Here is a 14964-nt window from a genome sequence, read left to right on the forward strand (position 1 = left end):
CACCTTCCTATTCTTGCTTGTTTGAAAAGAGGGGAGAAAGATAAGACTCCCTCCTTTTCCCTACCTACTATTCACACTCGTATTTGTAAATTTCTTTACCATACCCTCTATCAATTACTAAAAGTTCATTTGGATATAGCGTCTTATGTTCCATTCCAACCTCATCTTCTGTTATAAACATCCCATCAATAATCATTCCTACTACTTGTGACTCTTTCGCTACAAATATTGATTTCGATCCTTTTTTTGCTATAAACGTAACGGATTGCACAGTCTTTCTTTCTGCTCGGAATGGAATACCAAAATAGTGCTTCCACCATTTATTTTTAAGTAATTCTGGCTCAGATTGATATAACCAATCTTTCGCTACCTCTTGATCCCATTCGTAATACAATAGTGCTTTTCGGTGAAATCTTGGACGAGCAATCCATCCTAAAACGATTATTCCTACTACTAACAATAATAAAGTGATAGGAATAACAAACTTAAAAATAAGCGCATATTTTTCATAGAACGGTGCATTTTGAATATGAAGTGATATATTTTTCTTTACTTCTTGTAATTTTGAATCTTGCACTACGATGGTAGCTTCTACGGTGCCGGTATCTGTGAAATTGAATGTGTCGGAGTAATGAGGGCGAGGATAAATGTAAATTTGATTATCCTGTTGTTTTATTTCATAGTTGATTGATTGTTTAGATGTGACACCAGTAGATTTTAATAGTTTCTTTACAGCTTCTTCTGTCATCGGCTTACCATCTAACTGTGGTTGTATAATAAACGGTTTACTATTCTCTAAATTCGTTACTTTTTCCTCATAATCTTTCGTAATAGTTTGCAATGATAATTTTGGTTTTTCAGTTACTTCGATTTTAAATTCCTTCGTCTGTCTGTAAAACCCCTTTATGTTCATATGAACTTTCCCGCGCACTAACCCTTTATCGATCTTCGTTTCGTAGTAAAATACATGTTTTTTATCGTCCCACTTCATCGCGTACTGTTTTCCGTCTATCTCTACTTCTGACTGAAAATATGAAGACTGAATTGGTAATTCCGTAGGCTTCGCTTCAATAACAGCAGTAACACCTTCGTACATTTTCTCCACATTTTTTTGACTACTATCGTCTTTGTCATAAGTAGAAACAGTATAGTTAAGCGCCGGTTCAACTAGTACTTGTAATCCTTCTTTCTCAATATCTCGATCCACTTCTATCGTATAAGTTCCTGGTTTAATAACTCCCTGATTTTCCGTACTTATATGAACTATATTTCCGAATAATTTCGCTTCTCCTGGTGCATGTATGGAATAAGAAGATTGTAATTGTAATGGTTTAGAAATTTGTGTGACCTGATAATTAGACAAAGAAGGCGATTGTCGTACAAGCGTCATACGCTTTAACGGAAATGGCGTTGTAATCTCTACTTTCTTCCCTATTACTTTCGTTTTTACAATCGTTTCAACCGAGGAGAACGGATCACGATTTGCAACTAATGCTGCCACTTGATTGACGCTTTTTACAATACCATCCTCTCCACTAGATGGCATCGTAACGCCATTTATCTCTTTCTTCCATATTTCTTTAAACGTATTTAGTTGTGCCTTTTCTTGCTGCCCTAAATCCTCTTCCATCGTAATTAAAATTGGATGTAACGATATCTTTTTTGCATCCATTTCTTTCTTAAACTGTGCTAGCTTCTGTGTAATTTGTTCTTTTCCGCCAATTTTATCTTTCTCTAAATCATTAAATGCCCCGTCAGTTAAGACAATAAGCCAAAATTCACGTTTTCCATCTATATCTGCTTCCTTTTTTATAGATTGCATCGCCGTCTCTACTGCGCTAAACGGAGTATTTAAATACGTTTTCCATGCTCCAATTCCCTCAATTTCTGTTTGTCTCTTATCCTTCGTTAACGAAATGTTTAATGGATCATTCGGCTTGCTCATTGGAACATAAGAGAATTTATCTTTTTCATCTAATAGCGCAACTAAACTTTGCAAAGCATAATTGGCATATTTCCAGCGATCGTTATTTCTCATGCTGCCCGAATCATCATATACAAGTGAAACGACCCTTTCCTTTGCCTCCTCTCCTTTTGCAAAAGTCAAAAAAGGATGTAAACATATAAATAGAAACAACATGAATGTGGCACAAATTCGAATTTTCATGATGAGGCTTCGCCACCTTTGTAGACAAATTCCTATGTTTAAATTTATGAGAGGATACAAGATATATGACTTGTATTTTAGGACAACTAGCGCATCATAACTTTATTATGTAAACAGTTATAAAAACTGAATATTATTCCTTCTAGCGTTTTCTATCCGATACTATAAGTAAAAAAGCCTGTTTAAGCTCTACACTTAAAACAGACTTTTCCTACTTTTTATATTGAAAACAAGCATCAAAAAGTTTGATTTTAAATTAACACATCACTTCAATTGTAAATCCGCCAGGTGCTTCAACATAAAACGTATACGCATGTGCACGTTTAGGAGCCTCAACCGAAAATCCATCTTCCTTCAATCTTTGATTTATCTTATCTACTTGTTCATTATTTTCTTGTGGAAATCCTACATGAAATGTTTTTGGATAATGTACGTCTTTCCCTTTCATTAACGTTAATATAAACCCATCATTATCACGCATAACTGCAAAGCCATTTCCCCTTGTTCCACTACAAGTTAAACCAAAATATTTTTCTAAAAACTCTCTAGCAGCTACTACATCTGAAACTGTTAAATTAAGATGTTTAATTTTCAAACCATCACCTTATTTCTTAATTTTCTAACATTTTATCATATAAAGTGAAACTTTAATCAGTGGGGGTTTTGTTCATCCACCACTGATTATTAGCCCTCACCAATCGGGCTTTTACGGGCAGTTGATTCCCTATCTAACTTCTTTGCTTCCGCTGAATTTTGAGGTGGGGGTCTTACTGCCCGTTAATGCGGGACAAATGAAAAACACGCCTTTCACAGCGTGTTTTATTGCTTCACATACACTTCAACAATTGGATTATCTTTATGATCCGCATGTAAGCGTATATTCTCTTCACTTGTACTATAAATGTTAGCTAATAACATAATCGTTAACACATTAGGAGTTTTTGCATCGCTCCCATATTTCCTTTCCAGCGCTTCCTTATATTCAAAATCTAAATCCCCCTGCACATATGTATACACTTCAAAACCATCTTCTAAATTGCAAACTACTGTATCAATAATATCTGCCCCAACTTGCTTCTTCATTTCCTCTCGCAAAGCTTCAATAAACTCTTCCCACGGTACTTCGTATATCTGAAACTGATCTGTAGATTTCATTGCCTTTTCCTCCTTATATATCCTTCTCCTATATTTCCCCTTTCCTATAACAATTATGATAGATAGGACATTCGTACAAGCCGCACTTGTCCCCATTACATATCGTATTACTGTAATGGGGAAGGAGGAAAGAACATGCATAGACAAAAATGTTACGATACGTGCCAACGTTATTTCGGTAAAGTCGTTCGAATTGAAGATCGTGATGGTCGTATTCATTTAGGCAAAATAATTGATGTGACAAACAGCTCTGTATGGATTGAACCAGTACAACAGCGCTCATCTTTTGATACAGGATTTGGATACTATGACGCATATGCAAACGGTGGCTGTGACCTTTGTGGGGGCCTTAGCAGATGTGATAGTTGCGGATTTGGTTGTGGTGGTGGATTCAGCGGCTGTGGATGTGGCGGTCGTGGTTGCGGTAGTTGTGGTGGCTGGGGCGGCGGCTGGGGCGTTGAACTCGGATTTGGTTTCATCTTCGGAATTACATTAGCTGCATTATTTTTCATTTAACATAGTAAAGAGTTGACTACCTTTAGTCAACTCTCTTTCTTTATTTTTCACATATAAAAATACGATGCCCTAAAATATGTTGGTACATAAGTCGTACATTTTCATGCTGTACCCATGCCTCATATAACTCATTCGGGATAAATTGTGATACATTCCATTCTGGCTCTTCTATATAGTCAGAGATTGTTTCTGCAATTGTACCACCGCCAGCAATTGTAATTCTTTTAAAATTTGCTTTCTGAAATAATTGTACCCATTCATTCTCAGTTAATAGTTCTTTCATCCCGTATAGTCGGGCAATTTTTTCTTCCTCACTCTTCTCAATGTGCCTATCAATAATCATTTCAATGACAACGAGTTTACCGTCTTTCTGTAGTACACGATAGCACTCCGGGATAACCCTTTCTTTCTCTGTAAAAGCGAGTATCGATTCTCCGAGTACGAACTCAAATGAGTCATGCAAACAAGGTAATTGCTCTACATTTCCTTCAATTAATTGAATGTCTATTCCTTCAAACGACCATCTATCTTTCGCCTTTTGAATCATAATCTCATTCTTTTCAACCGCCGTTACTTTATAACCATATTCTTTTGTCATATATGCCGCTGTTTTCCCCGTACCGCAGCCTATCTCAAGGACATTTGCTCCATATCTAAAAGGCAATTGTGCTAACAATTGTTTTGTTAACGTAAAACCACCAGGATGAGCACTTCCTATTCCGTAATAAGCTAGGAAATCGATGTAAGTATTTCGTTTCATGGGATTCTCCCTTTTTTATTTTATATATTCGAGGAAGGAATAAAAGTGCATAGAAAAAGCATTTTCAAGTGCTCTAATACCGCAACTTGAAAATGCTTTTTCTTTTATCCCGCTATTTGCTAGGTAGCTCAATTGGTGAGGACTAATAATCAGTGGAAAATGGAGCCCCACTAATTAAAGTTTCACTTTATTATTTCTCTTCTACATACGCCCATTTAAAGCTATATTCCGGACTAATATTATGTTTCACAATCCCCTTTACATTTGGTTTCATAACATATGATCTACCACTTTGATATAAAGGTACAAGCGCGACATCATCTTCAATTAACAATTTTTCTGCTTTCCCTAACTCTGTCCAACGTTTTTTCGCATCAGCCATCCATTCCGTCTTACTTTTAGTAATAATGTCATCATATTTTGAATTTGAATAGCTCATCTGATTCTGCGAATTTTTTGTTTCAAACATATCAAGGTATGTCATTGGATCCGCATAATCTGGATTCCAGCCGCCATATGAGAAATCATAATCTTGGTCTGATTCTAATTTTAGTTTTTGCTTAAATGGCTGCAGTTTAATATTTACTGTTACACCTTTTAAATTCTTTTCAACTTGGTCTTTTACATACTCCCCAACTTTTTTCGCATTACCAGTATCATAATTTAACAGTTCAATTGTTACTTGATCTTTTCCAAGTTCTTTTTTCGCTTCTTCCCAGGCTGCCGCTGCCTTTTTGGAGTCTTGTTTTAAACCATTCTTGAACGTTTCTGCGAAATCTTTACCGTCTGGTCCACTCGCTAAACCTTTTGGTACTAAGTAATCCACTGGTTTTGAACCATCATTTAAAATAACATTCGTTAAAGCTTTCTTATCAATTGATAATGCAATTGCTTCACGTAGTTTTTTGCTCTTTAACGGTGTATCTTGCCCACCACGTTTTTGGTTTAGACGTAAGTAAAACGTACTTGTTTCCGAATATGCGCCAAACTCTTCTTTATTATTTCTATACTTATCAACAAATTCACCTGATAAAAGTGTGAAATCAATCGCACCTGTGTCATATAAATTTACTCTAGTAGCTGGTTCTTTTACTACACTATAATTGATTTCTTCTAGTTTTACAGTCTTTTTGTCCCAATACTGCTCATTTTTCTTTAATTTCCAACCTTGCTCATGCTTCCAATCAGTAAGCACGAATGGACCATTATAAAGTGTTGTATCAGACTCTAAACCGAATTTATTCCCTTTTTCTTTCACGAACTTTTCATTTAATGGATAGTAAGACGCAAATGCCATTAAGTTCAAGAAATATGGTACTGGTCTTTCTAGTTCCACTTCAAGCGTATAATCATCTACCGCTTTTACACCTAATGTAGAAACTTCTCCTTTTCCTTGATTAATTGTTTCCGCATTTTTAATATAGTAAGCGATAAATGCATACTCAGCAGCTGTTTTTGGATCTACTAGACGTTGCCATGCAAATACGAAATCTTTCGCTGTTACTGGATCACCGTTTGACCATTTTGCATCTTTACGTAGTTTAAATGTATATTTTTTACCATCCTCGCTTTTTGTGCTAGATTCTGCTACAGCTGGGATTGGCTTATTGTCCTTATCAAGGCGATATAAACCTTCCATCGTATTCCCTAAAATTTGTGAGCCAAGTGTATCTGTATTTTTGGAAGTATCCATCGTCGGAATTTCATTCGTTTCTGTACGATTTAACACTTGCTTTGCCGCATATTTAATATCAGACTTCTTCTCTTCCCCACCATTATTAGACGTTGTAGTCGATTTCTTCTCCCCACCAGAAGATCCAGAACATGCTGTTAAAGCCATACTCATTGCCAAAACTGGTGCTACAACTGCCGTGAATTTTTTCATCTTTTTCTTCATTCTTATACCCTCCCCAATTATATGTACGAAACTAACTTTGAGAGATTTTCTATGAACATAATTATTAATACCTTTTCACCAATTAACACGCTATTAATTACCCTCATTTTTGAAGTTTTTATTATCTTATTTTTATAGTAACTATGTATTTTACTATTATTACTATACGAATTCTCCCCCATCTACTATATGTCAGTACCACATTTCTTATTCTTCTCTATTTAATTGAATATAAAAAGAGCGTGTTAAAAATAACTTATCTACTTTTAAACACGCTCTTTTTTATTATTTACCTTCCGTTACATAAGCCCACTTAAAGCTATATTCTGGACTAATGTTGTGTTTCACAATTCCTTTTACATTCGGTTTCATTACATACGCTCTACCAGTTTGATATAAAGGAACTAATCCTGCATCTTCTTCAAGGAATAGTTTCTCTGCTTTTCCTAACGTTTCCCAACGCTTCTTCGGATCAGACAGTAATTCATTACCTGCTTTCGCTACCATTTCATCATATTTTGGATTCGAATAACTCATTTGGTTATATGGGCTCTTCGATTCAAACATATCAATAAATGTCATTGGATCCGAATAATCTGGGCTCCAACCTGCAAACGAAACTTCATAATCTTGTGCTGACTCTAATTTTAGTTTTTGTTTAAACGGTTGAATTTTCGTGTTAACCGTTACACCTTTTAAGTTTTTCTCAATTTGATCTTTAAAGTAGTCAGCAATTTTTTTCGCAGTTCCATCATCATAGCTTAGTAATTCAATTGTCACTTGATCTTTACCAAGTTCTTTTTTCGCTGCTTCCCAAGCTGCTGCACCTTTTTTCGGATCATATTTTAAACCATTTTTAAATGTATCTTGGTAGTCTTTACCGTCTGGTCCTGTCGCAAGCCCTTTTGGCACTAATTGATCTGTTGCTTTTGAACCGTTATTTAAAATAACGTTCGCTAAACCTTTTTTATCAATTGATAACGCGATTGCTTCACGTAGTTTTTTGCTCTTTAACGGTGTATCTTGTCCGTTACGCTTTTGATTTAAACGTAAGAAGAATGTACTTGCTTCTGAATACTCACCGTACTCTTCTTTGTTCGATTTATATTTATCAACGAATTCTCCTGATAATAGTGTGAAATCAATTGATCCTGTATCATATAAGTTTACTTTCGTCGCAACTTCTTTTACTACACTATAGTTAATTTCTTCTAATTTTACAGTCTTATTATCCCAGTACTTATCATTTTTCTTTAGCTGCCATCCTTGTTCATGTTTCCATGAAGCCATAACGAACGGTCCGTTATACAACGTTGTATCTGCTTCTAAACCGAATTTATCTCCTTTTTCTTTTACGAACTTTTCATTTAAAGGATAGTAAGATGGAAATGCCATTAAATTCAAGAAATATGGTACTGGTTTTTCTAATTCTACTTCTAGCGTATAATCATCTACCGCTTTTGCTCCTAAATCTGTTAGAGGCTTTTCACCTTTATTAATTGCTTCTGCATTTTTAATATAGAAGGCAATAAACGCATATTCTGCAGCTGTATTTTTATCAAGTAAGCGCTGCCATGCGTATACGAAATCTTTCGCTGTTACTGGATCACCGTTTGACCATTTTGCATCTTTACGTAATTTAAATGTATATTTTTTGCCATCCTCGCTTTTCGTACTAGATTCTGCTGCAGCTGGGATCGGCTTATTATCTTTATCTAATCGATATAAACCTTCCATTGTGTTCCCTAAAATTTGAGAACCTAATGTATCAGTAGATTTTGAAACATCCATCGTCGGAATCTCTTGATTCTCTGTACGATTTAATACTTGTTTTGCCGCGTATTTAATTTCAGATTTTTTCTCTTCCCCACCACCACTAGACGTCGTAGTTGATTTCTTCTCCCCACCAGATCCAGAACACGCTGTCAACGCCATACTCATCGCTAAAACTGGCGCTACAACCGCCGTGAACTTTTTCATCTTTTTCTTCATTTTAGTACCCTCCCCAATTATATGTACGAAACTAATTTTTGAGATTTTCTAATAATTAGTTATCAGAAAATTCTTATTAATTAATATTCTACTAATTTTTCTGAGTTTGTAAAGTTATTTTTAAAATATTTAGGAAATTTATTTTACTTAACGATAGTAACATTCTATTTTCTATGACCATACTACACGTATCCTCCATCTACTACATTTCATTTCTTCTCTACTCTTTCATTTTCACGTTCAATTGTACAATAAAAAAAGTACTTCAAGGCATGTAGACTGCTTTGAAGTACTTTTTCAACTCTATTATTTTTCAGTAACATATGCCCACTTATAGCTGTATTCTGGGCTAATATTATGCTTAACAACACCTTTTACATGCGGTTTCATAACATAAGATCTAGCACTTTGATATAAAGGTACAAGGGCTACATCTTCTTCAAGAAGTAATTTCTCTGCTTTTCCTAGTTCCTCCCAGCGTTTCTTCGCATCACTCATTAATTCCCCACCAGCTTTTTTAATTATTTCATCATATTTCTGATCAGAGAAACTCATTTGGTTATGAGAGTGCTTACTTTCAAACATATCTAAATATGTCATTGGATCCGCATAATCTGGGCTCCATCCACCATATGAAATATCATAATCTTGCTCCGATTCTAATTTCAGTTTTTGCTTGAACGGCTGCAGTTTAATATTAACTGTTACACCTTTTAAATTTTTCTCAATTTGATCTTTAACATATTCCCCAACTTTTTTCGCATTACCAGTATCATAGTTTAAGAACTCAATTGTAACTTGATCTTTTCCAAGTTCTTTTTTCGCTTCTTCCCATGCAGCAGCTGCTTTTTTCGCTTCTGGTTTAATACCGTTTTTAAACGTTTCTTGGAAGTCTTTCCCATCAGGTCCAGCTGCTAAGCCTTTCGGCACTAAATAATCTGCAGGTTTTGACCCATCATTTAAAATAACATTTGTTAAATTCTTTTTATCAATTGATAGCGCAATTGCTTCACGTAATTTTTTACTCTTTAATGGTGTATCTTGTCCACCACGTTTTTGGTTTAAACGTATAAAGAACGTACTTGGTTCGTTATACACCCCATATTCCTCTTTATTATTTCTAAATTTGTCAACAAATTCACCTGTTAATAAGGAGAAATCAATTTGACCACTATCATATAAATTCACATTAGTTGCTGGCTCTTTTACAACACTATAGTTAATTTCATCTAATTTTACAGTCTTTTTATCCCAATATCGATCATTCTTCTTCAGTTTCCAACCTTGCTCATGCTTCCAATCAGTAAGAACGAACGGTCCGTTATATACAGTTGTATCAGATTCTAAACCGTATTTATCCCCTTTTTCTTTTACGAATTTCTCATTTAATGGATAGTACGATGGGAATGCTACTAAGTTTAAGAAGTATGGTACTGCTTGTTCTAATTCAACTTCTAAAGTAAGGTCATCTACTGCTTTAACTCCTAGTTCTGTTACAGGTTTTTCCCCTTTATTAACCGCTTCTGCATTTTTAATTGGGAATGCAATGAATGCATACTCAGCAGCTGTTTTTGGATCTAATAACCGTTGCCATGCAAATACGAAATCTTTCGCTGTTACAGGATCACCATTTGACCATTTTGCATCTTTACGTAATTTAAATGTATATTTTTTACCATCCTCACTCTTCGTGCTTGATTCTGCCGCAGCTGGGATTGGTTTATTCTCTTTATCTAAACGGTATAAGCCTTCCATTGTGTTCCCTAAAATTTGAGAGCCCAAAGTATCTGTACTCTTCGACGTATCCATTGTTGGAATTTCCTGATTTTCTGTTTTATTGAACACTTGTTTCGCTGCTAATTTTTCTTCTGATTTGCTATCTCCGCCAGAGCTAGAATTTGTGCTTGTCTTCTTATCTCCACCTGATGTAGAACATGCTGTCAATGCCATACTCATTGCTAAAACTGGTGCTACAACTGCTGTTAGTTTTTTCATTTTTTTCTTTTTCACTTTCTGTACCCTCCCTAATTCTTAACGCTCTCATTTAACAATTTTCTGATAATTCTGTTTTTCTTTATATATTTATCAGAAGATTCTTATTAACTATTATTCTACTAATTTTTCGAGTTTTGTAAAGTGTTATTATTGAAAATTTTTAAAAAATTATTTTTTTACAGTAATGTTCATAAAAATTCCATACTCTTTCGAAACACTATATCTCATTGAATTCTATGTATTGATTTAATAGTCTTTATCTCCCTACACTACAAAACACTTGTAAATTATTGTTAATAAATAATGTATATCATAATAAACCTCTTTTCTACAAAAATAAAAAAGTCAGCAAAGCTGACTTTTTTACCCGATCATTTTTTCCCTTTTCATTTCCTCTATTACTCTCGTATACTTCTCATCATCAAATTCATTTTCACTTTTTGCAACAACTACAGTCGCAATACCGTTACCAATTAAATTGACGATAGCACGTGCTTCTGACATGAAACGATCTACACCAAGTAATAGCGCTAACCCTTCTAACGGAATAACATTCATTGCAGACAAAGTAGATGCTAATACAATAAATCCTCCACCTGTTACGGCTGCTGCCCCTTTAGATGTAACTAATAAAATAGCTATTATAGTTAATTGTTGACCTAGTGAAAGATCGACGTGAAAAACTTGAGCTAAAAATATAGTTGCCATCGATAAATAAATCGTCGTTCCATCTAAATTAAAAGAGTAACCTGTCGGAATGACTAAACCTACTACTGGCTTCGAACATCCGAAGTCTTCCATCTTTGTCATCATTCGCGGCAGTACTGATTCTGATGATGATGTCCCTAGAACAATAAGTAATTCTTCTTTAATATGTGCTAAATATTTCCACAAACTAAATTTGTACAGTTTACAAATAAAATTTAAAACAATAAAAACAAATAATGCCATTGTCGCATATACACAAATCATTAATTTACCAAGTGGTATGAGTGTGCTTAAACCATATTTCCCAATTGTAAATGCCATACCGCCGAATGCTCCAAGCGGTGCTAACTTCATAACAATAGATAAAATATTAAAAAATACTTTCGATAATCTTTCAAAAAAGTCAATAACCGATTGTCCACTTTTCCCCAGCATCGTTAATCCTGCACCGAATAAAATGGAGAAGAATAGAACTTGTAAAATATCACCTTTTGCAAATGCTTCAAACATGTTAGACGGCACAATATGTAAAAAGAAATCCATCCATTGCATTTCTTGTCCGCTTTGTACATATTGTGAAACATCTCCGCCCTTTAGTTTTGAAGGATCTAATCCATCTCCGGGACGTACAACATTCGCTACGATGATACCAATAATTAAAGCCGCTGTTGTAACAATTTCAAAATATAATAGTGCCTTCCCACCAACACGACCTACCTTTTTCATACTTCCCATACTTGCAATACCAAGCACAATCGTTAAAAAGATTATCGGTGCAATAACCATTTTAATCATATTGATGAATGTTTCACCAATTGGCTTCATCTCTTGTCCAACACTAGGCCAAATTGCCCCCACTGCAATACCACAAATAATTGCCACAATAACTTGGAATGTTAAATTCTTTACAATTCTCATTTTTAATACTCCCCTGTTTCTTTCATTTCTCCCATACGATTTCAATAATTGCTAACGATGTATTTTATGTAATATCCCCCCTGCTATTTAACTTAAATCACATAATTACGTTACACTATTATCCATAATTTTAAAATAGTATATAATATTTAATTTTAAATGCCATACTATTAAATATAATAAAAAAGCAGACATTATGCCTGCTTCAATTCTCCTCAATCTGCTTTTCACTTAATCCTAGATGTGTTCTAAGCGTATTACTTAAACTCTGCAAATCTTTTTTATTAGGATTATAATAATATACACGTTGCCCATTTGGACCGTTAGGTAAATATAAATCATCACCAGCCAATTGTATTTTTTCAACTGAACCGTTTAATCCGTATTTATAAAAAGATAAAATATCATCCATTACTAAGTTTGTTTTAAAATCACCATCAACCGCCTCAACCATTTTTTCTAGTTTCGTAATCGAACCTACACTTTTTAATTTACTTAACATCGCTTCCATAACAAGCTGTTGACGCTGACCTCTCATTGCATCACTATCAATATGACGCGTTCTTGCCAGTGCAAGTGCTTCTTCCCCTGTTAATTTTTGTAGTCCTTTTTTCAAATGGATTGCGTCAGGTTCATCTTTACTATTTTGCTCCGTAAATTCGACTGGGACATTTACTTCAATCCCATCTAATCCATCAACAATTTTAGTAAATGAATTAAAATTAAACTTCACAAAATAATCAACAGGCACTTGTAACAATTTTTCTACCGCTTCCACTGAAGCTTGCGGTCCTCCATCTTTACCATTTTTAACGAAACCACTTCCATATGCATGCGTTATTTTATCTTTTTTCTTTTCAACTGGAACATATGTATATGTATCACGTGGTATGCTCGTTAATTTCACTGTCTTATCATCTTTATTAAAAGTAGCTAACAGTAGTGCATCTGTATGAAAAGCACCATTATACTCCTTTTGTCGTTCTTGATTTTCATCAATTCCCATAATTAAAAGTGAAACATTATTTGCAATTGGTTTTACGGCGTTCTCACGTAAATTTGATTTTTCACCACGCGCTAAATTTAAGCTAGACTTTTGTACGAGATTAGAAGTTTTCATATACACATAAGCACCGTATCCAACTCCGCCAAATAGTAATACTATTAACAAGATACTTATTATCATTGTCTTTTTATATTTTCTTTTATTTTTCTTTTCTCTTGAAGAAGAGGTATTCTCCATATATTTCCCTCCGTTTTCTATTCACCTACTATGTTTTTCAATTTTTCATAATTAGCGCTATCCTTTTGAAATACATTCTCTTTCAATCCTTTGTTTATTTGTATCCATTCAGTCGTAATCGAATATTGAATCATACCTTCGTGGAAACTAAGGAATTTTAGCATAATCCCCGTATTTTTCTCTACAACCATTTCAAATTTCCCTCTTAAATCTTCAGATGTACTTACAGGCATTTCTATGTTTATTGTCCCTTCTATTTTGTAGCAATCCAGTCCAAGATACTTCGTTTCTTTATAATTCCAATCTTTATATCGAATTAATAGATCAGCAAATTCTGATTGAATACTATACTTAGAGAATCCCACATATTCATCATCATATCTTTTTTTCTCGCCTGATTTTCTCAATAATCTTTCTGTAGGATTTAATTTTAATAGTTCATAGTTTCTTTCTTTCGGGCTCCATTTCGTCTCTTTGTACGTATACTTCTCATCATCAAATTCTTTTTTCTTGCCCTCGTTATATATAATTGCTCGTTTTTTCGTTAGCTTATCTTCTTTCGAAGAGATACCTCTTTGTTGCTCCGTATCAATCGCATATTTGTATGTTGTAGCGATTCTTGACGAACTAGAATATTCCTCAAATTGTCCTGAAATATTTTTAAAATGATCAATGGAATCTAGCATCTTTTCATGAATCTTTTCTTTATCTGGATAATTTACATTTGATTTTATTTCTTCTTCATTTTCATAATCAGAAAACGCCTTTTTCTTTACATATTCAAATACTCCACCATTTTGAGCAAAAATTTGATCAGAAAACTCCGACATAGACACAATTGAAAGTGTTAGAACCGCAGCACTTATAGCCATCATATAAACTCTGTAACCTTTCTTTTTTACAGGGAGATTATGAAGTGTACTATTAATCTTTTCATTTAACTCTGGCGGTACTATAACATTCTCTTCTTTTATTCTCTTTTTTAATTTCTCATCAAATAATTTTTCATTATCCACTCTTTACACCTCCTATTCCATCTTTAATCGTTTTTGCAGTTGTTCCCTCGCACGTGACAATCTCGATTTCACTGTTCCTTTTGGTATTTCTAAAAGCTTTGCTATACTCTCTTGATTCATATCTTCATAATAATAAAGAACCGTAACAGCTCTTAATTCTTCATGTAACGATTGAATCGCATTACACAAATCTATATCTTCATACTGATCACACGCACTCATATTGTAATCATTCTCTTCTGTCACAATTACCTTTTTATACGCTCTAATAATGTTGTTACACTCATATATTAAAATTCGAATTAACCAAGTTTGAAAAAACTCTTCTTTTTTTAATTTTTTTATATTTTCATAGGCTATTAAAATTGTTGCCTGTATCGCATCCTCTATATTTGTCTCATCACGTAACATAGCCTTTGCAATGCGATACATCTTCACTTTTTCTGTATGTATAAGCGCCATAAACGCTTCATGATCACCTTTTTTCGCTAAGGAAACATCTGTTTCTTCTTTTACAATCATTTTATATAAAGGGATTACTTTCACAATTGCTCCTCCTGTTTCATCCTCACTTCAAATTTAACTTTACATGTATTA

Annotated in this window: 11 protein-coding genes and 2 pseudogenes; 2 read left to right on the forward strand and 11 right to left on the reverse strand. The window is 34.2% G+C overall.

Annotation, left to right across the window (positions count from 1 at the left end):
- Window positions 1–67 precede the first annotated feature (67 nt).
- The 3 genes from QCI41_RS08115 to QCI41_RS08125 form a co-directional block, all read right to left on the reverse strand.
- A complete protein-coding gene (locus QCI41_RS08115) occupies window positions 68–2167 on the reverse strand; it encodes a vWA domain-containing protein (RefSeq protein WP_353837679.1) in 2100 nt (699 codons plus the stop codon).
- Window positions 2168–2423: 256 nt separating this feature from the next.
- Window positions 2424–2762 (reverse strand): VOC family protein, encoded by a 339-nt coding sequence (locus QCI41_RS08120; RefSeq protein WP_088608899.1) that lies wholly within the window; start codon window positions 2760–2762, stop codon window positions 2424–2426.
- A gap of 224 nt (window positions 2763–2986) precedes the next feature.
- Window positions 2987–3322, reverse strand: coding sequence for a hypothetical protein (locus QCI41_RS08125; protein WP_000842879.1), 336 nt, complete (start codon window positions 3320–3322; stop codon window positions 2987–2989).
- Between the two features lie 135 nt (window positions 3323–3457).
- Between QCI41_RS08125 and QCI41_RS08130 the strand changes: the two genes are divergently transcribed.
- The gene (locus QCI41_RS08130) at window positions 3458–3838 is read left to right on the forward strand and encodes a hypothetical protein (RefSeq protein ID WP_000554975.1); all 381 of its coding nucleotides are present in this window, start codon (window positions 3458–3460) and stop codon (window positions 3836–3838) included.
- Window positions 3839–3878: 40 nt separating this feature from the next.
- On the opposite strand, the gene QCI41_RS08135 is transcribed toward QCI41_RS08130, so the two are convergent.
- From QCI41_RS08135 to QCI41_RS08165, 7 genes are all read right to left on the reverse strand, one after another.
- A complete protein-coding gene (locus QCI41_RS08135) occupies window positions 3879–4598 on the reverse strand; it encodes a class I SAM-dependent methyltransferase (RefSeq protein WP_353837678.1) in 720 nt (239 codons plus the stop codon).
- Window positions 4599–4788: 190 nt separating this feature from the next.
- Window positions 4789–6495: a peptide ABC transporter substrate-binding protein gene (locus tag QCI41_RS08140; protein ID WP_309259203.1), complete on the reverse strand. Its 1707-nt coding sequence runs from the start codon at window positions 6493–6495 to the stop codon at window positions 4789–4791.
- A gap of 285 nt (window positions 6496–6780) precedes the next feature.
- Complete coding sequence (locus tag QCI41_RS08145) at window positions 6781–8487, reverse strand: peptide ABC transporter substrate-binding protein (RefSeq protein ID WP_000728445.1); 1707 nt, start codon at window positions 8485–8487, stop codon at window positions 6781–6783.
- A gap of 306 nt (window positions 8488–8793) precedes the next feature.
- The gene (locus QCI41_RS08150) at window positions 8794–10497 is read right to left on the reverse strand and encodes a peptide ABC transporter substrate-binding protein (protein ID WP_353837677.1); all 1704 of its coding nucleotides are present in this window, start codon (window positions 10495–10497) and stop codon (window positions 8794–8796) included.
- A gap of 348 nt (window positions 10498–10845) precedes the next feature.
- On the reverse strand, window positions 10846–12108 hold the full coding sequence (locus QCI41_RS08155) for a dicarboxylate/amino acid:cation symporter (RefSeq protein ID WP_353837676.1): 1263 nt from the start codon (window positions 12106–12108) through the stop codon (window positions 10846–10848).
- Window positions 12109–12313: 205 nt separating this feature from the next.
- Window positions 12314–13351, reverse strand: coding sequence for an LCP family protein (locus tag QCI41_RS08160; protein WP_353837675.1), 1038 nt, complete (start codon window positions 13349–13351; stop codon window positions 12314–12316).
- Between the two features lie 17 nt (window positions 13352–13368).
- A complete protein-coding gene (locus QCI41_RS08165; RefSeq protein ID WP_353837674.1) occupies window positions 13369–14367 on the reverse strand; it encodes an anti-sigma factor in 999 nt (332 codons plus the stop codon).
- Between QCI41_RS08165 and QCI41_RS30660 the strand changes: the two are divergent.
- Window positions 14352–14432, forward strand: a pseudogene (locus QCI41_RS30660) (hypothetical protein); the annotation flags it as partial. The gene QCI41_RS08165 and the pseudogene QCI41_RS30660 overlap by 16 nt on opposite strands.
- Here QCI41_RS30660 and QCI41_RS08170 read toward each other — a convergent pair.
- Window positions 14404–14889: pseudogene (locus QCI41_RS08170) on the reverse strand (sigma-70 family RNA polymerase sigma factor); the annotation flags it as partial. The pseudogenes QCI41_RS30660 and QCI41_RS08170 overlap by 29 nt on opposite strands.
- Window positions 14890–14964: the final 75 nt, after the last annotated feature.

This window comes from Bacillus cereus group sp. MG4, from assembly GCF_040460055.1.
GTDB lineage: Bacteria > Bacillota > Bacilli > Bacillales > Bacillaceae_G > Bacillus_A > Bacillus_A wiedmannii.